The 19,276-nt window shown below is 62.9% G+C and carries 16 protein-coding genes; 14 read left to right on the top strand and 2 right to left on the bottom strand.

Annotated elements, in window-relative coordinates; translation table 11 throughout:
* The first annotated feature begins 26 nt into the window (after positions 1 to 26).
* Positions 27 to 611 (top strand): TetR/AcrR family transcriptional regulator, encoded by a 585-nt coding sequence (locus ACLBYD_RS25860; RefSeq protein ID WP_447818653.1) that lies wholly within the window; start codon positions 27 to 29, stop codon positions 609 to 611.
* A 452-nt stretch (positions 612 to 1,063) separates the two neighbouring features.
* On the opposite strand, the gene ACLBYD_RS25855 is transcribed toward ACLBYD_RS25860, so the two are convergent.
* Positions 1,064 to 2,650 (bottom strand): AMP-binding protein, encoded by a 1,587-nt coding sequence (locus ACLBYD_RS25855; protein ID WP_447818652.1) that lies wholly within the window; start codon positions 2,648 to 2,650, stop codon positions 1,064 to 1,066.
* A gap of 169 nt (positions 2,651 to 2,819) precedes the next feature.
* Here ACLBYD_RS25855 and ACLBYD_RS25850 point away from each other — a divergent pair, with 169 nt between their 5' ends.
* The 7 genes from ACLBYD_RS25850 to ACLBYD_RS25820 all read left to right on the top strand — a co-directional run bounded on the left by ACLBYD_RS25850 (position 2,820) and on the right by ACLBYD_RS25820 (position 12,894).
* Positions 2,820 to 3,440: a TetR/AcrR family transcriptional regulator gene (locus tag ACLBYD_RS25850; RefSeq protein WP_447818651.1), complete on the top strand. Its 621-nt coding sequence runs from the start codon at positions 2,820 to 2,822 to the stop codon at positions 3,438 to 3,440.
* A 98-nt stretch (positions 3,441 to 3,538) separates the two neighbouring features.
* Positions 3,539 to 5,101 (top strand): acyl-CoA carboxylase subunit beta, encoded by a 1,563-nt coding sequence (locus ACLBYD_RS25845; protein ID WP_447818650.1) that lies wholly within the window; start codon positions 3,539 to 3,541, stop codon positions 5,099 to 5,101.
* A gap of 10 nt (positions 5,102 to 5,111) precedes the next feature.
* A complete protein-coding gene (locus tag ACLBYD_RS25840) occupies positions 5,112 to 6,872 on the top strand; it encodes an acetyl/propionyl/methylcrotonyl-CoA carboxylase subunit alpha (protein WP_447818649.1) in 1,761 nt (586 codons plus the stop codon).
* A gap of 196 nt (positions 6,873 to 7,068) precedes the next feature.
* Positions 7,069 to 7,317, top strand: coding sequence for a hypothetical protein (locus tag ACLBYD_RS25835; RefSeq protein ID WP_447818648.1), 249 nt, complete (start codon positions 7,069 to 7,071; stop codon positions 7,315 to 7,317).
* On the top strand, positions 7,296 to 7,958 hold the full coding sequence (locus ACLBYD_RS25830) for a nitroreductase (protein WP_447818647.1): 663 nt from the start codon (positions 7,296 to 7,298) through the stop codon (positions 7,956 to 7,958). Before ACLBYD_RS25835 ends, ACLBYD_RS25830 begins: the two co-directional genes overlap by 22 nt.
* Positions 7,958 to 9,625 (top strand): AMP-binding protein, encoded by a 1,668-nt coding sequence (locus ACLBYD_RS25825; RefSeq protein ID WP_447818646.1) that lies wholly within the window; start codon positions 7,958 to 7,960, stop codon positions 9,623 to 9,625. The genes ACLBYD_RS25830 and ACLBYD_RS25825 overlap by 1 nt, the downstream gene beginning before the upstream one ends.
* Before the next feature lie 23 nt (positions 9,626 to 9,648).
* Entirely contained in the window at positions 9,649 to 12,894 is a 3,246-nt protein-coding gene (locus tag ACLBYD_RS25820) for a carboxyl transferase domain-containing protein (RefSeq protein ID WP_447818645.1), read from the top strand.
* Between the two features lie 74 nt (positions 12,895 to 12,968).
* On the opposite strand, the gene ACLBYD_RS25815 is transcribed toward ACLBYD_RS25820, so the two are convergent.
* On the bottom strand, positions 12,969 to 13,811 hold the full coding sequence (locus tag ACLBYD_RS25815) for an enoyl-CoA hydratase/isomerase family protein (RefSeq protein WP_447818644.1): 843 nt from the start codon (positions 13,809 to 13,811) through the stop codon (positions 12,969 to 12,971).
* Between the two features lie 170 nt (positions 13,812 to 13,981).
* Here ACLBYD_RS25815 and ACLBYD_RS25810 point away from each other — a divergent pair, with 170 nt between their 5' ends.
* The 6 genes from ACLBYD_RS25810 to ACLBYD_RS25785 all read left to right on the top strand — a co-directional run bounded on the left by ACLBYD_RS25810 (position 13,982) and on the right by ACLBYD_RS25785 (position 19,249).
* Positions 13,982 to 15,172: an ABC transporter substrate-binding protein gene (locus ACLBYD_RS25810; protein ID WP_447818643.1), complete on the top strand. Its 1,191-nt coding sequence runs from the start codon at positions 13,982 to 13,984 to the stop codon at positions 15,170 to 15,172.
* A gap of 48 nt (positions 15,173 to 15,220) precedes the next feature.
* Positions 15,221 to 16,102 carry a branched-chain amino acid ABC transporter permease gene (locus ACLBYD_RS25805; protein WP_447818642.1) on the top strand — a complete coding sequence of 294 codons (882 nt, stop codon included), beginning with the start codon at positions 15,221 to 15,223 and terminating at the stop codon, positions 16,100 to 16,102.
* The gene (locus ACLBYD_RS25800; RefSeq protein WP_447818641.1) at positions 16,099 to 17,205 is read left to right on the top strand and encodes a branched-chain amino acid ABC transporter permease; all 1,107 of its coding nucleotides are present in this window, start codon (positions 16,099 to 16,101) and stop codon (positions 17,203 to 17,205) included. Before ACLBYD_RS25805 ends, ACLBYD_RS25800 begins: the two co-directional genes overlap by 4 nt.
* Positions 17,206 to 17,277: 72 nt before the next feature.
* Positions 17,278 to 17,961, top strand: coding sequence for an ABC transporter ATP-binding protein (locus ACLBYD_RS25795; RefSeq protein WP_447818640.1), 684 nt, complete (start codon positions 17,278 to 17,280; stop codon positions 17,959 to 17,961).
* Positions 17,954 to 18,658, top strand: coding sequence for an ABC transporter ATP-binding protein (locus ACLBYD_RS25790; RefSeq protein ID WP_447818639.1), 705 nt, complete (start codon positions 17,954 to 17,956; stop codon positions 18,656 to 18,658). Before ACLBYD_RS25795 ends, ACLBYD_RS25790 begins: the two co-directional genes overlap by 8 nt.
* 42 nt (positions 18,659 to 18,700) lie before the next feature.
* A complete protein-coding gene (locus ACLBYD_RS25785; protein ID WP_447818638.1) occupies positions 18,701 to 19,249 on the top strand; it encodes an AMP-binding protein in 549 nt (182 codons plus the stop codon).
* The last annotated feature ends 27 nt before the right edge of the window (positions 19,250 to 19,276 follow it).

Genomic DNA, 19,276 nt, shown 5'->3' with positions numbered 1-19,276 from the left:
ATCCGTCCCCAAGTACTATCGGTCGTATGGATCCTCGCTCGTCGTTCGCCACCGCCCGCCGCACCGAACTGTTCGACGGGCTTGTGGAGCTGTTCCTCGCCGAAGGTTTCGCGCATCTGACCCTCGATGCGATCGCGGCCCGCCTTCAGTGCTCCAAATCCACGCTCTATACCCTTGCGGGAAGCAAGGAGCAGCTGGTCACGGCGGCCACAGTGCACTTTTTCAAACAAGCAACCGAACAGGTGGAGACGAAGGTGGCGGCCGCGGGATCGTCCGACCGCATCGCGGCATATCTGACCGCGGTCGGCGAGGCACTCGCCGCAGCGTCGGACAAGTTCATGAACGACCTGGACGCCTTCGCCCCGGCACGCGAGGTCTACGAACGCAACACGCGCATCGCCGCCCGTCGCGTCCAGGAATTGATCACCGAGGGGGTGATCGCTGGAGAGTTCCGCCAGGTGCATGTGGCTTTTATTGCAGATCTCGCTGCAACGATGATGGTGCGCATCCAGCAAGGCGGGGTCCGTGCCGGCACCGGTCTCGACGATGCCGCTGCGTACCGTGAACTGACTTCTGTCCTTACGGCTTATGTCAGCGTATCCAGAGAGTGAAGACTTGTCTGTCCGCATTCGGCTGGGTCGAGACGGTCGGTCGCGCCGGAACAACCTTCACTTGGTTGATCGGCTCTGTGATCGAAGACCGTTCCAGTACAGGAACTCTCACTGCGCCTCGTTATGCGCGGGAAGAGGGACCATAGTGGATGCTCACTACCTGCTGCTCTCGTGCATCAAGACGCTGTCCGGGATCTACGAACAGGACATTGAGGTCAGGCACGGTGTCCATCACCAGTTATTTCCCGTGGCGCCAACATCAAGACCGCACTGGTGAATCCGCAACGACTGAATCTGCATCCGCGAAGTGATAGGAGAAGATGTCGAAAACTTGCGATGCCGCCCTCGTCGCAGTGTGTCACGACGCTCAACGAATCTCTTAGGTAGACAACTCGTTCGGGAAACGGTGGCCGAATTGTCCCAGCTCGTCCTCGTCGTGGACTCCAGCCCGATCAATTGCCGACTGCGGCGGACCGGCGCCCGTCGCCTCGATCGTAGGTGTCCGATGAAATGCCACGCTCGCGGAGTTTGGCCTTTTGGATTTTCTGGGTTGGGGTCTTCGGAAGGCTATCGACGATCTCGATGTACCGGGGAACCATGAACGGTGCCGTACGTTCTTCGAGGTGGCTGACGAGGTCCCCTGGGGTCAGGCTGTGTCCGTCCTTCAATGCCACGAACACCATGATCTCGTCCTCGCTTTGGTCAGACGGAACGGCAATTGCCGCGCTCTCCAGCACGGCCGGATGAGTGTTGACGTCGGCCTCGACTTCCGCCGACGAGACGTTCTCGCCTCGTCGGCGGATTGCGTCCTTGAGTCGGTCGACGAAGTAGTAGTTTCCGTCGGAGTCTTTTTTGAAGATGTCCCCGGTATGCAGCCATTGGTTGCGCCAGGCAGCCACCGTAGCTTCCGGTTTTCTCCAGTAGCCCGCCATGAGTGTCCACGGTGTGTCCGAACGGAGGATGAGTTCGCCGGTCTCGCCGTCGGCAACCTCGTGGTCGTGTTCGTCGACTATCCGGGCGGAGTAGCCCGCACGCAGGACGCCACAGGTTGTGCTGTTTGCCACGTTGTAGCCGTCACTAAGGATGCAGCACGATGTCTCGGTCATATTGAACGTGGTGCGTGCACGCAGGCCGAAACGCTTCTCGAATCCGCTGAGGTCGTCGGGGAGCGGGAGCATCAGGGCATCTCTGAGCGAGGAGTCCGCGTCGGTTGGCAGTTCGTCCCTGCTGAGGAGGAACTGCACCATTGCACCAAGGAGGATGGTGGTGGTCACTTGGAACCGGTCGACGTCATTCCAGAAGGTCTTGGTGTCGAATCGGGGTTTCATGACGAAGCGACCGCCGACCTTCGCCATGGAAACGAGGGGACCTTTGCTGCTCATGTGGAACATCGGAAAGGGTGAATAGAAAGCGTCTTCGGAGCCGAAGAGGTGTGTCGGAGCAATGCCGTCCGCTGTGGCGGCGACCTGAGCCCACGGCAGCATCACACCCTTCGACGGACCGGTGGTCCCGGACGTGTAGATGATCGCGGCGATGTCGTGGGGCGCCGGCGGGGTGAGAGTTAGCTCGTCGACCGCACCCACCAAGTCGCTTGCCGCGATCACCGTGAGATTAGGCGTGTCCACGCATGCCTGGCCCACGACGACGAGCGTGGTGATGTTCGGCGCCTGGGGAAGGGCCGCGATCACCTCGGACACGTAGTCCGCGTGGATGATTGCGACCTTCGACTGCGAGTCGCCGAGGATGTACTCGAGCATTCGGCCGCGGTATCCCGTGTTGACGGACACTTCGTATGCGCGCAACCACGAGATGCCGATCCACGCGCTGACTGCGTCTGCGCAGGGTGGCAGCAGAGTTGTGACGGTGTGTCCCGGTTCGATGCCGAGCCGGGACAGCGCGCTGGCCCACGCGAGGCCGGCGAGGTGGATCTCGGCGTAGGTATAACTCGCTCCGGAGACTGTTTCGACGAGGAAGGTGTCGTCAGGATTCGTCCTGCTGCGTTCTTCGATGATGGCGGGCAGGGAGACCGCAGGGGTCATTGGAATCCTCCTGGTCGAGTTCCGTGGCGCTGGTCACATTAGGTGGCGTTGACAGTGATGTCAACAGACGTCGGAGCGGTGCTTCGGGGGTGATGTCACACTCTCGCGGGATAGGACAGACTGTCAGTACGGCGCGCAGCGCGTGAACTGCAGACGGGAGGCTCTCGACGTGACCGAGGCGAGATCGGCATGGTTCAAACGCACCGACTACGACCGGAGTGACAGTGCTACCCGCACCCGCCTCCTCGAGGCTGCGGAGTCGGTGTTCGTCGACGCCGGATACGCCAAGGCCTCTATTGCGCGGATAACCGAGGTTGCGGGGGTGTCGCGAGCCACCTTCTATGTGTACTTCCAGTCGCGCGACGAGATCTTCGTATCCCTGGCCGAATCCGTGGTGGAGGCGGCGGAGAAGGCTCAGCGAGCTCCGCGCGCCGACCATCGGGACCCGAGGGCGGTCATCGCCCACGCGATCGACTCGGCACTCGAGCTCTACTCTTCACGTTCGGGCTTTGTGCGCCTGATCGAAATGCGCGCAGGAGAGGACGAGCGCGTGGCGCAGATCTGGGATCGATTGTGGAAGGGGCAGATCGACCGCGGCGCCCGGTTCATCGAGCGCCTGCAAGAGCAGGGCGCGTGCGATCCAGCGGTGGAGCCCGGCATGGCGGCGGAGGCGATGACCGCCGTCCTGCTTCACCACGGGCGCCGCCTGGGCACCAGGCCAGAGGGTCGTCGGGAGTTGGTTGCAAGCCTGTCCCGACTCTATGAACGGGTCATTGCCCTTCACGCCTGACTCACAAGCTGCGCATACCTGTCCGAGGGGTCTCGCCCATTGACGATCTCCACGCGTTGACATTACCGTCAACGCTACATACGGAGGTGAGGAGACCCATGGCGGAATCGAACTCGTGCAGAGCGTCGGGTCAGGTCGAAAGAGTCCGGCAGGCCGGGCTGGATGGTGGTCGGTCGGATGCCGTCGCGCGTCAGCATCGTCTCGGCAAGTTGACGGCCCGTGAACGTATCGACCGACTGGTCGACCCAGGCTCGTTCACGGAGTTCGGCGCGTTGGTTGCACCGACACGAGATACAGCGTATGACGGTGAGATCGATGCTCCCGCAGACGGAGTCGTCACGGGATGGGGTCACCTGGACGGTCGGCCGGTCGCCGTGGCATCGTTCGACTTCACCGTGGCGGGCGGGAGCAACGGCACCGCAGGCGGACTCAAGATGCATCGCCTTGCCGAGTCGGCGCGCCGAGAAGGTACGCCCATGATCCTTCTCTTGGACGGCGGCGGGCATCGCCTGCAGGAGGGCCTGGACTCCTGGCACTTCGCGGCGGGATTCGCCCTGTTCGAGGAAATGGTTGCGCTGTCGGGATTTGTCCCGATCGTGTCGGCGGTGCTGGGACCCGGGTTCGGCGGCCCTGCGAACTTCGCGGCACTTTCCGACTTCGTCGTGATGGTAAGAGGTATCTCCTCCATCGGTATCGCCGGGCCTGCTCTGGTGAAGGCAGCGACGGGTGAGGTCTTGTCGAAGGAAGAACTCGGTGGGGCCGACATTCAGGCCGAACGTGGTGTCGTGGACCTTGCTGTGGACTCGGAAGACGAGGCCTTCGACGCGATGCGGGCCTTTCTCGGGTTCCTCCCGTCGAACTCCGGACAGGAGCCACCCCATGACTCCATGCCGGAGGTCAGTGACACCGCCGTATCGCTGGACGACGTGGTGCCGATCAATCCGAAGCTTGCGTACGACGTGCTCGATGTTGTCGACGCACTCGTCGACGCCGAAAGCATGTTCGAGCTTAGGCCGCGTCACGCGCCGAACGTCGTGACATCCTTTGCCCGTCTCGGTGGTCGTCCCGTTGGGATCGTCGCCAATCAACCCTTGCACCTCGGTGGTGCTCTGGACAGCCCTGCCTGCGACAAGGTGGCTCATTTCGTCTCGCTGTGCGATGCATTCGGTGTTGCCTTGGTCTATCTAGTCGACGTGCCAGGGTTCCTCGGTGGCAGCGCCGCAGAGGACTCCAACCTGGCACGCAGGAGCGGGCGCATGTTCTTCGAGCTCGGGCAGGCGACCGTGCCGCGACTGAGCGTCGTGATGCGGAAGGGCTACGGAGCCGGGTACATCGCGATGTGCGGTGGTCGCAGCTTCTCGGCGGATTTGGCAGTTGCATGGCCGACAGCCGAAATCAGTGCCACCTCTGTCGACGGCGCACTCGACATCGCCTTCCGACGCGAGATCGAGTCGTCCGACGACCCCGAGGAATACCGGCAGACTTTGCACGACAAGTTCTCGGAGCACATCACGCCGCTCGCCGCCGCGTCCGGATTCGGCATCGACGACGTAATTACGCCCAGCGCGACCAGGAATCTGCTGGTGTCGAAGCTCAAACGCACGCCCACGCGACGACAGCGCACCTCACCCCCGAAGTTTCGTGCGATCTCACCGATCTAGGAGCCCGCTCATGAAGAAGGTCCTCATTGCCAATCGAGGTGAGATCTCGGTGCGAGTGAGCCAAGCATGCCGAGCGCTGGGCCTCACCTCCGTGGCAGTCTGTTCCGAGACGGAACAGACTGCGCTGCACGTTCGATTCGCGGACGAGGTCGTTGTCCTTCGGTCCGATGCCGCCATCCCCTATCTCGACGTCGATGCGGTTGTTTCGGCTGCTGTCTCGGCCGGAGCGGATGCCGTCCATCCCGGTTACGGGTTCCTGTCGGAGAACGGCTCCTTTGCAGAGGCGGTCACAGATGCGGGACTGACTTTTGTCGGCCCCAACAGATCTACCATCGACCTGCTCGGCGACAAGGTGCAGGCGCGGCGGGCAGCCGTGGCAGCCGCAGTGCCCGTGGTTCCAGGCTCCGACCTGCCGGCCGCAGACACCGCCACCATCATCCGCTTCGCCGATCGGTACGGCTGGCCGCTGGTGGTGAAGGCCTCACGAGGTGGCGGTGGTCGTGGGATGCGGGTCATCCGCGCGGAAGCCGAAGTCGAGTCCGCGGTGACGAGTGCGATCCGCGAGGCAACGAGCGCCTTCGGCAACGGGGAGATCTTCATCGAACGCTTCATCGAGAATGCCCGACACGTCGAGGTCCAGATCGCCGCCGACACCCACGGCAATGTTGTCGCCCTCGGCGATCGCGACTGCTCCGTGCAGCGCAGGAACCAGAAGCTGCTGGAGGAGGCGCCTGCGCCTCACCTCCCTGCCGGACTACGCAATGAAATCCACCGTGCCGCAGTAAGGCTGAGTCGAGACGCGGGATATATCGGACTGGGGACCGTCGAGTTTCTCGTCGCCGGAGACGAGTTCTACTTCCTGGAGGTGAACGCGCGGATTCAGGTCGAACATCCGGTCACCGAGGCTGTCACCGGTCTCGATCTGGTCGCCGAACAACTGCGGATCGCGTCCGGCGACCGACTCACCGTCTCCGCTACACCGGAGCCCCGTGGTCACGCTATCGAGGTCAGAATCAACGCGGAGGACCCTGCTCGCGGATTCCTTCCCGTCGCAGGCATACTGGACGAACTGACCGTTCCCCATCGTGTCGGGCTGAGGTTCGATGCCGGGTACGAGTCCGGAGACACGGTCTCGTCGTGTTACGACAGCATGATCGGCAAACTCGTCATCACAGCTCCGACACGCGAGCAGGTAATTCGACGTGCCGTGAGTGTTCTCGCCGACGTACGGGTGGTAGGGCTGCCGACCACACTGCCCGCTGACATGGCTGTGTTGACGGCACCGGAGTTCGTGCGTGGCGGGGTGGGAACCCGCTGGTTCGAATCGGTACTCGAACCGACCCTGTCGGTTGCGGCAACCGACGACCGCCCACAACTCGCAGAGGGTCTCGTGGAGGTCGGGGGCCGCGTCATCCGAGTCCCCCGCGGAGTCAAGGTCGATGGACAGCAGATCGCTCCGGCTGCCAAACGGCCTCGACGCGAGCGTGTTGCGGCGCGTGCCGCACACGACGGGGGAGCGGTTGTGAGCCCCATGGCTGGGACGATTCTTGCTGTGCACGTCGTTGCCGGCCAGGAAGTCGCCGCTGCTGATCCGATCGCCACCGTCGAAGCAATGAAGATGGAGAACGTGATCCGTTCGACAGCAGCCGGCGTCGTCGGCGCGGTCACCGCCAGGGTTGGGGACGTGATCGCCTCCGGGCACGAAGTAGCCACAGTAGTCACATCGACGGCAAGTGTGAACCAGACCGCCGCGACGGAGGTACCCGCGTAATGGAGCGGCTACGAACCGCACCGAGCGTCGAGGGCTCAGCTGCCTACTTCACCGGGAACGTGCACTACGACGTCCTCGCGCGCGGTGAAGGTGAGTCCCGAATCCGAGTCAATCGAGTTTGGTTCGCTCCCGGAGCACGAACGGCGTGGCACAGCCATGTGCGGGTCAGACGTTCGGAATCGACAAAGGACTCGGCGTGGTCGCGACACGGAGTCAGGTGTACCTCGTGCGTCCGGGCGAGGTGATCCACACACCTCCCGGAGAAGAACACTGGCACGGCGCCGTACGTGATTGCTTCATGGTCCACCTCGCAATGTGGGAGGGCGATGAGGTGCAGTGGGGCGCGCACGTCACGCCGAACGAGTACGAAGCCGCGCTGGCTGTCGCCGTCGCGGCCTCCTGCAAGAACACAGATAGGACATCATGGAATTTCAAGACGTCATGAAGGCGCGCTACAGCTGCCGATCATTTCTGCCCGACGAGCTATCGCAGGAGCACCTCGAGCGAATCTTCAGCCTCGCGCAGCGAGCACCATCATGGTCCAACACACAGCCGTGGACTGTTCATCTCACCAGTGGACCGGCGACCGCAGCGTTCGCCGGAGCTCTGACCGAGCACGTGCAGGCGCAATCCCAGAGCCCTGACCTCGTCATGCCTGAAAAGTACGAAGGTGTCTACGCCCAGCGTCGGCGAGAGACCGGGTTCGGCTTGTACGAATGCCTCGGGATCGCCCGCGACGACCGCGATGCACGTCATTCCCAGTTGATGCTGAACTACAGCTTCTTCGGAGCTCCGCACGTAGCGGTCATCACGTCGGACCGAAATCAGGGCGTCTACGGTGCCATCGATTGCGGGGCCTACGTGTCGGCTCTCACCCTGGCGGCCACGTCGCTCGGTGTCGGATCCATTGCACAGGCAGCGATTGCCCAGTATTCGGACTTTGTCAGGACCTACCTCGGCATCGATGACGACCGAGTCGTGGTGTGTGCGGTGGCACTTGGACTGGCCGATCCGGATCATCCGGCAAACCGCTTTCGCACCAGTCGCGCACCGTTGGACGAGGTGGTGACAAGGGCTGGCGCCTGATGGGCGCGGCGCGACCGTCAGAGGCGGTCATGCGCAACGAGGCAGAACGAACGCATCATTTGGGAGATCACATGAATGCACTTCCAGCGATCGAGGACCGTACCATGCCGCGGGCGTTCGCTCGCGTCATGTCGACATCACCGGACAAGACTGCCTTCGTTGAGGCGGACGGGACCGAATGGACCTATCGCGGCACGGTCGCGCGGTCACTGCAAGTGGCTGCCGGCTTGCTGGAACTCGGTGTGAACCCACGGGAAAGCGTCGCGCTGATGCTCGACAACTCGTTCGACTTCCTCTGCCTTGCGTTTGGATTGGGATTGTCCGGTCGGGTGCAGGTCCCGGTCAACACGGCGTACAAGGGCCAGTTCCTCGCGCACATCCTGCGTGACAGCGGTGCCCGGGTACTGGTCATGGAGGATCGATACGCCGACCGGCTGACGGCCCTCGAGGCCGACGTCCCAGATCTCGAGACTGTGGTGATTCGGGGTGGCGACGGAACCGCGCTGCGTTCGACACGGTTCGATGTGGTGACCCTCGACGACCTGTTGGTACGCGATCCCGCGCCCATCGCGGAGTCTCGACCCGCAGACCTGATGGCAATCATGTACACGTCGGGAACGACGGGCCTGTCGAAGGGCGTGGAGATCAGCCACGCCCATGCCTACACCTATGCATCCCGGGAGGACAGCGCGAGGCCCAACTCGGACGACCGCATCCTCGTGTTCCTGCCGATGTTCCACCTCGCGGGCCAGTGGTACGGGGCATATCAATCGGTAATCGCCGGCGCCACAGCCGTGCTGCAGCCGGCCTTCTCGGTGACCAAGTTCTGGGACTGGATCCGTGAATTCGACATCACGGAAACGGTGATGCTCGGCGCCGTGGCGGAGCTGCTACAGCAGGCAGAACCCAAATCGAACGACTGGGACAACCCGCTGACGTTCGCGGTGATGGCTCCCTTGGCAAGTGATTTCGAAGGATTCCGCTCGCGATTCGGCGTCGAGGTGGGTGCGGTCTACGGAATGAGTGAACTCGGCGCAGTGATGTTCTCGGATCCACCCGGCGTAGTGGCGGGCGAGGCGGGACGCGCGCGATCCGAGTACGAATTCAGGTTGGTGGATGAGAGCGGAAACGACGTACCGGACGGGTCCACGGGGGAGCTGTTGGTACGGGCGGCAACATCTGAGCAGGTCATGCGGGGCTATCACGGTCTTCCGGAGAAGACCGCGGAGACCCTGGTCGACGGCTGGGTGCACACAGGCGACATCTTCCGGCGGGACGCCGAGCGCCGGTACTACTTCATCGATCGAAAAAAGGACGCACTCCGGCGCCGTGGCGAGAACGTGTCGAGCTTCGAGGTCGAGCGCGTGATCAACGGCCATCCGGACGTTCTCGAATGTGCTGTCGTAGCTGCCCCCTCCGACCTCGTCGAGGACGAGATCAAGGCGGTTTTGGTACCCCGTGAGGGACGGAGCATCGACCTTGCCGCCCTGACGACTTATCTTGCCTCGCACATGCCGTACTTCATGGTTCCGCGCTACTTCGAGATCGTCAGTGATCTTCCCAAAACCCCAACCCAGAAGATCCAGAAACACCTCCTACGGGGTGAGACCGGTGGAACGGTGTGGGACCGCGAGTCCGCCGGAATTCGGCTCACTCGGCACTCATGACATACGGACGAAGGGAACCGTCGATGAGCGTGAAACGTCTTCTCGTGGCGAACCGTGGCGAGATCGCTGTCCGAATCATGCGCTCGGCTGCGGATTTGGGTATCGAGACGGTCGCCGTCGCATCTGCCGACGATGTCGGCTCGGGACACACCCGGCATGCCGACAAGGTTGCCGGGCTTCCGGGTGCGGGGCCGGCTGCCTATCTCGACGCGTCGACGGTCGTCGATGCCGCGATCGAGAACGGCTGTGACGCCATCCACCCGGGCTACGGGTTCCTGTCCGAAAGTCGCGAGCTGGCACAGTTGACCGAGTCAGCGGGGCTGAGTTTTGTCGGTCCGTCGATCGACACGCTTGCGACCTTCGGCGACAAGACTGCCGCTCGGCGTCTGGCCCGACAGTGCGGAGTTCCGCTACCCACAGGAACTGTGGGTGTGACCTCCCTCGCCGAGGCCACCGAATTCATGGAATCTCTGAGGGCCGGGGCCAGCGTCATGGTCAAGGCCGTCGCGGGAGGCGGTGGCCGTGGCATGCGACCGGTCGACGATCCTCGGGATCTCGCCGCGGTCTTCGAACGGTGTTCCTCGGAGGCGCGAAAGGCATTCGGATCCGGGGATCTGTACGTCGAAGAGCTGTTCGCCGGGGCCCGTCACATCGAGGTACAGGTGGTCGGCGACGGGCAGGGAGGTGTCCTGCACTTGTGGGATCGCGACTGCAGTGTCCAGCGGCGGCGACAGAAGGTGATCGAAATCGCGCCAGCCGATCTTGCACCAGGCGTCCGGGCGAAGCTGCTCGGCTACGCAACCGATCTTGCCGCGGCGACCTCCTACCGCAGTCTCGGGACCGTTGAATTCCTCGTACGTGGCAAAGACGTCGTCTTCCTCGAGGTCAATCCGAGAATCCAGGTCGAGCACACCGTCACCGAAGAAATCCTCGGAATCGACCTCGTCGAGCTACAGCTGCGCATTGCCGGCGGAGCAACATTGGCAGAGCTCGGTTTGCCGGACCAACCCGGCGAGGTCCCGGAGAGAAGTGCCATGCAGCTGAGGGTCACCGCCGAGCAGATGGGACCCGACGCAACAGTAGTGCCTACCGAGGGCACACTGAGTAACTTCGACCTCCCCGGCGGGCCCGGAACACGTGTCGACACCCACATGCGCCCGGGCGACCAGATCACAAGCCTGTACGACTCCCTTGTCGCGAAGATCGTCGTGAGCCAGAGCAGCGGTGACCGTCGGAATCTGGCGCTACGCGGACGACGAGCCCTGCGCGAACTCGTAATTGGCGGTCTCGAGACCAATGTGGGACTGCTCGACGCGATCCTAAGCGACGAGGACTTCCAGGCCGCTCCCGTCGCCACCGACTACATCGAGAACCGGGTAGACAGTTTGCTCGCTGCCGCACCAGTAGCCGCTGACACAGCAATGTTCTCGAGCTGCGAGCTCGCCGATCCGGATTCGGCTGACGACGATCGAACGGTGCTGCATGCACCGATGACGGGCGTCGTCGTGGAGATCGCACTCGTGCCGGGCGAGGTAGTGAGTACCGGCCAGCCACTTGTGGTCATCGAAGCGATGAAGATGGAGCACGTGGTGCGGGCGGAGTGCTCCGGAGTGATCGACTCCGTCGGCGTCGAAATCGGGAGCCGGGTACATCGGGGCGAGGTGCTCGTACGGCTTCGCTCTGCGGACGAGTCCACCTTCGACGACGTCAATCGGGGCGACGAGCACGAGTCCGAACAGCCGAGACGAGACTTCGACGAGTGGTATGAGCGACGACGGCGAACCCTCGACGAGGGTCGGCCAGAGGCCGTCGCGCGACGTCGAAAGTGTGGACGTCGGACTGCACGGGAGAACATCGACGATCTCGTCGACTCGGGTAGCTTTGTCGAATATGGGGGCCTGGTGCTGGCCGCGCAGCGACAGCGGATGGATATCGATCAACTGATCGAGCGCACTCCTGCCGATGGTCTGGTTACCGGGATCGGAACCGTCCAGGGTGTCTCGATCGTCGTCATGGCCTACGACTACACGGTCATGGCCGGTACCCAGGGGTACTTCAACCATGCCAAGATGCGGCGGATGTTCGGAGTCGCAGCGGATCAACGACTGCCGGTGGTGCTGTTCGTCGAGGGTGGCGGCGGACGGCCCGGAGACACGGACATGGCCGGCATCGCACAACTCGACGAAGAGACGTTCACCATGGCCGCACGTCTTTCGGGACGGGTGCCGATCGTCGCTCTTGCTGCGGGCCGGACCTTCGCCGGCAACGCTGCACTCGCGTCGCTGTCGGACATCATCATTGCGACTGCGGACAGCAACATCGGCATGGGTGGCCCCGCCATGATCGAGGGGGGCGGGCTCGGGGTGTTCCGGCCCGAGGAAATAGGTCCGGCATCGGTTCAGAACGAGAACGGCGTGATCGATGTCCTGGTCGAAGACGAGGCTGCCGGCGTCGCGGTCGCGCGGTCCTACCTTGCGCTCGTTGCGGGCGAGCGTCAGAACGAGTACACGGAGCACGACCAGCTGCGGCTGCGGTCGGTGGTCCCAGAGAATCGGAAGCGGAGCTACGACGTCCGGACTGTGATCGACTTCCTCGCCGACGAAGGGTCCGTCCTCGAACTTCGTCCGCGCTTCGGGATCGGAATACTCACGGCATTGGGGCGCATTCGCGGGCGTGCTGTGGGCATGATCGCCAACAATCCGCAGCATCTCGGAGGGGCCATCGACGCGGCGGCGGCGGAGAAGGCCGCGCGCTTCTTGCAGTTGTGCAATGCGCACCGGATTCCGGTGGTCTCGCTGGTCGACACGCCCGGATTCATGGTCGGGCCGTCCGCTGAGGAATCCGCGACGGTCCGGCGGTTCGGGCGCCTCTTCCTTGCCGGAGCACACCTGCACGTGCCAATGGTCGCCGTCGTTCTGCGGAAGGGCTACGGACTCGGAGCGATGGCGATGGCCGGAGGCGATTTCACCGTTCCTCTCGCCACGTTATCCTGGCCCACAGGAGAATTCGGCGGCATGGGGCTGGAAGGCTACGTGCGGCTCGGCTATCGAGACGAACTCGCTGCGATCACCGATCCGGAAGCTGCGAATCGCCGGTTCAACGAGTTGGTCGAGGAGCTGTACAGCCGAGGCAAGGCGATCAGCGTGGCCACCGTCAACGAGATCGACGACGTTATTGATCCCGCCCAGACGCGCACTGTCGTCACCGCGCTGTTCGACTCTGCGCGCCGGGCGGATCGTGCGGACACCGGCTATCTGGATTCGTGGTGACCAAATCGAGTGGGTGGTAGCAGTGGGTTGACCGCGGGCGCGGCGTGTTCCACGCCCGCAGTCGATCGACTGTGTCACGCGGAGGACGGACCAGCTTCGGTGCGGCGTCCTGTGGCAAACGCTCGTGTTCGTGCTCGCGCGTCCGGGTCGGCGAGGATCTGCGACACCAGGTCGCCTTCCAGCTGCCAGATCGTCGGATCGTCCGATCGGGGCGGATCGTAGGCTGCTCGAACCAGCTGCTTCGTGAGCCGTGCAGCTACCGGACTTTGTGCGGCAAGGCGGGCAGCAAGTTCGAGCGCGTGCTCGAGGCACTGCCCACGAGGGGCCACTCTGTTGACCAACCCAAGAGCGGACGCTTCCTCGGCCCCGACCGCTTCGCCCAAAAGTGCAAGCTCCATAGCTCGCTTAGGCGCGATGATCCGTGGGAAACGAATGAGTCCGCCGGCGCCAGGGATGAGTCCTTGGTGGATCTCAGGAAGGCCGAGACGAGCATCCTCGTCCATTACGGCCAGATCACACGACATCACCATCTCGGCCCCGCCGCCCAGCGCGAGTCCGTTCACCGCGGCCACCAGCGGCTTGGTGAACGGATGGTGCACGAGACCACCGAGACCCCACTCCGGATGGTCGGGATCGAGAAAACTCCGCTGTGCGGCAACTTCCTTCAAGTCTGCCCCTGCACAGAACGCCCGGCCGGCTCCGGTCACTACCACCGCACGGATCTCGGGATCACCGTCGAAGACTTCGAGAGCGCGCCCGACAGTGGTGGAAAGGGCGCTGTTGACGGCATTCAGCGAGCGCGGCCTGTTGAATGTGATAACCCCAACGGCACCGTGACGCTCGATCAGCGCAGCGGGTGCGTCCGTGTCGGTTCGGTAAGAATTCGCGCTCCTGGATTGTCCTGCGTCAGTGGACATGACCGATCTCCTTACTTGAAGCAATGACTTTACACCGGTGTAAAATTCCTTCTCGGAATGACTTTACATCCGCGTAAAGTCCACAGTAATGTGTGCCGCAGCATGTGGGGTGCATCACATGCTCACAAGTGCCGTCAGTCCGATGCTGATGGCCGGATTGAGGAGCGAGGATGCGGAAGACTCGATTCGCGGCCGTCGCCGTGTCACTGACATTCGCTGCCGCAGCATGTGGCGGCGGAAGCGGCTCAGCCGACGACGGGGTCATCAGGATCGCCGCGATATATCCCATGACCGGGTCGGCAGCGGGCTGGGGAACAACGAGCATTGCAGCACTCGAGCAGGTCATCGAAGACACCAACGCTTCCGGCGGCGTTCCGGTGGCAGGCGAGACCTACACCATCGAACTGGACGTCTTCGACGACGAGCAGAATCCCGAAGTCGCCCAGGCGAGAGCCCGCGAAATCCTGGACGATGGCTACGATTTCATCTGGGGACCGATGGGGTCAGGATCCGCGTCCGCGGTGCAGTCACTCATGGCCCAATCCGATTCCGTCTGGCACCTGATGGCAGCGGCCGTCGAGGGACCCACCAAGAGCCCCAATGTGTTCAGGACGGCTGCTCGAGTCAACACTTACACTCAGGCGACCCTCGACTGGCTCGCGCAACATCCCGAAATTCAGACCGTCGCGATGATCACCGACCAGGTCCACACGGGTTTGGTGAGTGAGCAGGCCAACCTCGTCAAGGGTATCGAGGCGCTCGGCCGTGAGGTGGTGTTGCAGTTGCAGCACAAGCTGGGCGACACGGACTTCCGTGCGCCGCTGACGCAGATGGCGAGTTCCTCTCCCGACTTGTTCATGATTCGCGCGTACCCCAGCGAAACAGCTTTGATCACCAAGCAGGCCCGCGAACTCGGGTTCGCCGGCAACATCTCGTGGAACGGTGGGCTCACCAACGACGAAGTCGGGACGCTCATCGGTGACGAGAACTTGATGGTAAACGTGACTCAGGCAGGACCTCTCACCAGTCTCGACTCCTTCGTGGCATCCGGTGACACTGCGGCCGTTGAGTTCGCCGAGCAACTCGGAAGCGAAGCCGGCGCCTTCACCGCCAACCACTACGACGGTGCCCATATCTTCCTTGCCGCGCTGGAAAAAGCGGAGGAGGTCTCTCCGGAAGGCCTGATCAAGGCGATGCAGGAGATCACCGTCGCCGACATTGCGGACCAAACACTTCAGACGTTCGAGCCGCAGGAAGGCGATCGACTGTTCGACAATCGCGAGGTTGTCGTCAAGGGCGCTGTCACGGACTGGATCCCCGGTACCGGCTGGGTAGTCGAACAGCAGAGCACCGTCGGGTAGCTGACGCGTACGGTCATCCGCGCGCCCAACCATGGCTCAGGAGTCATCGTGGATATTTTCTTACAGCAGGTCGCCAACGGCCTCGTCCTCGGAGGGGCCTATGTCCTGGTCGCCCTAGGACTGTTCATGGTCTTCACGACGCTGCACTTGCCCAACTTCGCGCACGGCGAGATGTACGCCTTGGGGGCATACATCCAGTACGCGGTCGTGGTAGGCCTGGGCATCCCGTTCTGGGTAGGACTCCTTCTGACGGTCGTGGCGGTCGGAGTCCTCGGATGGCTGCTCGAGCGGACGATCTTCAGGCGGCTGTACTCCGCCAGTGTTCTAGCCGTTCTTATCGGTTCACTGGCGCTGGCAATCATTCTTCAAGAGATTATCGCCCTGGTCTGGGGCGAGGATCCCCTCAGTGTGCCGGCTCCGATATCCGGAGTACGGGAGATCGGACCGGTGCGCATCGCCGACTACCGTCTTCTGATCGTCGTCATCGTGCTTCTGGTCTCGGTTGCCCTTGGCTGGTTCGTCTATCGATCGAGCTTCGGTCGATCACTTCGTGCCATCGCGCAGAATCGTGAGGTTGCTCAACTGGCGGGCTTGAATGTCTCGCGGGTCGGCGCGTTGACTTTCGTTATCGCCTCGGCGGTGGCCGGTCTCGCCGGTGCACTGCTCGCTCCCACCGGGAACATCGAACCGCACATGGGTCTACACCCGACACTCGTTGCCTTTGCGATCCTGGTGGTGGCCGGCACGGGAGGACGCATGGCGACGATCGTCGTCGGCGGGTTCACCGTCGCGATCCTGGAGACTCTCGCAGCCGGGTATATCGACAACATGGCGCGCAGCATGATCGTCTTTCTGGCCCTGGTTCTGTTTCTCATCGTCCGCCCGCAGGGGGCATTCAAGAGTGCCTCGGAGGAGAAGGTTCAAGCGTGAAAACCACATCCGATCCGCAAGTCAGCGTGGGGGAGCGCGTGCCGGCCCCGCCGAAAACCGAGTCCATTCCCGGCAAGTCGGTATGGCGCGACAAACACGGCCTTGCCCTTCCCCTGAGAATCGGGATCGCCGTCGCAGCGGTGATCCTCGCCGGTGTCCTGATCGGCGGATTGGACAAACACACCACGTATGTCCTGAGCGCCGTGCTCGCGGCCGCCTTGGTCGCAAGCAGCTTGAACCTGGTCGTCGGCTACACCGGTCAACTCAATCTCAGTGCGGGAGCGTTCCTGGCGCTCGGTGCGTACATCGGGGTGATCGGAACCGGAAGGTTGGATTGGTCCGGGCTGCAGAGCCTTGCTGTCACGGCGGGAGTCGCGCTCGCGATCTCAGGGCTATTGGGGTTGGTGATCTTCCGGACCAAAGGCCTGCACTTTGCGCTGATCACGGCCGGCCTGTCGATCATCGCGTACAACGTGGTCCTTGCCTGGAAATCGCAGACAGGTGGTGCTGCAGGGCTGTCCAGCGCCGGGCCGGTCGAAGAGGGCGGGATCGCCCGTCCGTTCACCCTCGGACCGATCGAACTCTCCGACGGGTCCGACTATCTCTTCGCAATGATCGTTGTCCTGGTATTGATCATGCTCGGCACGACGGTGGTCACCCGCCGCAAGACGGGTCTGTCGTGGCAAGCCGTTCGAGATGACGAGGTTCTGGCCGCGTCGGTCGGCGTCCAGGTGGGCAACGCCAAGAAAACTGCCTTCATCGCGTCGTCCGTTCTGATCGCCATGATCGGTGTGCTTTACGGCCATTGGCTCGGCTACATCACTCCCGGTTCGTTCGACTTCACCGTGGCCTCCTTCGAGCCGCTGGCGATGGTGGTCATCGGCGGCTCCGGAACAATCGCCGGTCCGCTGATCGGTGCAGCCATCATCGCCGGAGTTCCCGAAGCGTCACGGGAACTGGACAACTACTCGACCCTGATCTATGCCGTAGTTCTGCTCTTCGTGGTGCTCGTGGCGCCGAAGGGAATCATGGGGGTCTTTCACGCTACGGTCGCCACCGTGAAGAAGTCGGTGGCAGCGCGGCGCTCGCAGAACGGAGATTGACGCATGCATGCGACGGTAGACACACCAGCCGCGGACAACTCACTGGCGACACCTATTCTCGCCACGAGGGGCGTGGGGGTCGCGTACCGAGGACTGAAGGCGCTCAACAATGTTGACATCGAACTCCCTACTGGCTCGATCACCGGACTGATCGGGCCGAACGGCGCCGGTAAGTCGACACTTGTCAATGTGCTGAGCGGACTGGCCGCGCCGACTGCGGGAGAGGTCCTGCTCAACGGGGATCCGGTCCGCAAATGGCGGTTGAGTCGAGCCGCTCGTGCCGGCGTTGCCAAGACGTTTCAGGCGAGCAGAGTGTTCGGCGAGTTCACGGTATTGGAGAACGTGGAGCTCGGAGCACTGAACTCGGTACACGATGTGGATCCGTTCGAGGTCCTGTCCACGGTGGACCTTACGGCCCGCTGGAATCGAACAGCGGGCGAGTTGTCGTTCGGAGAACTTCGACGTCTCGGGGTGGCCATCGCACTGGCCACCAAGCCCGATGTTCTCCTGATGGACGAGCCAGGGGCAGGTCTCACCGGAAACGACCTGGACCAGCTCTCGGTCGCAATCCACCGAATCCGGGAGGCGGGGGCGACCGTTCTGGTGATCGACCACAACATGCGGTTCCTCATGAGCAGTGTGGACCGAGTCATCGTCCTCGAAGGCGGCGAGGTCATCGCGCAGGGCCTCCCCGCGGAGGTCCAGCGAGACGACAGGGTCATCAAGGCATACCTTGGAGGAGGACACCATGCTTGAGGTCAAAGGCCTGACTGCGGGCTATGGCAATCGCGTCATCCTCCGAGACATCGATTTGACAGTAGGGAGTGGAGAGGTCCTGTGCGTCCTCGGCGCCAACGGGGTCGGCAAGAGCACACTCCTTCGGACCATTGCAGGACTTGTTACGCCGCTCAGCGGAACGATCACCTTCCGAGGCCAGGACATCACGAGACTTCCAGCCCACACACGGGTCGCACGAGGGCTCGCCTTCGTTCCGGAGGGGCAGATGTCGTTCCCGTCGATGACTGTGATGGAGAACCTCCAGATCGGTGCAGCGCTTCGTGGCCACGCTGGTGCCAAGCTGGAGAATCGACTCGAACCAATCTTCGTACTGTTTCCCCGACTGCATGAACGTCGCGCGCAATTCGCCGGCACCCTTTCGGGTGGTGAGCGCCAGATGCTGGCGATCGCACGCGCTCTGTTGGCCGATCCCGAGGTGCTGATGCTGGACGAGCCATCTCATGGTCTCGCGCCAATCGTAGTCGAGCAGATTGCGGACAACATCGCCGCAGTGGCCGAGAGCACCTCGATTCTCATCGTGGAGCAGAACCTGACGATTCCCACCAGATGCGCGACGCGTGTTGTGGTGGTGGAGGATTCAACGATCACGATCGAAGGGTCCCCCGACGAGATCCTCCAGTCCGATCATGTCGTTTCTGCCTACCTCGGAATCTAGGCACAGGAGTTCAACGTGAGTATCTACCGAGAAGCGCTGACCGTGGGACAGATCCCGCACGAACACGCCGCTCGCCATTCGCGACGCTCCAAAACCGCTGTGCTGGAAGGAGCGGAGCGCTTCACCTGGGGCGAGGTCAGCGAACGCACGGCCCGCCTGGCCAATGCATTGGCGACCTCGGGAGTGACACGCGGGGACAAGGTCGCCGCAATCATGCCCAACCGCGCACAGTACGTCGAAGCGGTGTACGCCGTCGCCGGACTCGGTGCGGCGATCGTGCCGATAAGTTACCGATTCGTGCCGGCCGAGATGGAGTACGCAATTGCCCACTCGGAGGCGGTGGCGGTGATTGTGGATGCATCGCTCCTCGACACATTCCGCGAAGCGCACCAGAACCTTCCACAGATCTCCGACGACCGCGTCCTGGTACTGGGTCCCACACACGCGCTGTCGCCCTATCGCGACTACGAGACAGTGCTTGCAGGGTCGGACACCAACATCGACTATCTCGATATGGACGAATGGGACGTCTACCATCTAGTGCCGCATCACGCAACGTTTGCCCTGTCGACGATCTCCCGTAGCTGTTGATCCTCGGCGTGCTTGTTGCGCCAGATG

This window comes from Rhodococcus sp. C26F, assembly GCF_053345925.1.
Note: the sequence above shows the minus strand (reverse complement) of the source record. Positions and strands in the feature narration are given on the sequence as shown.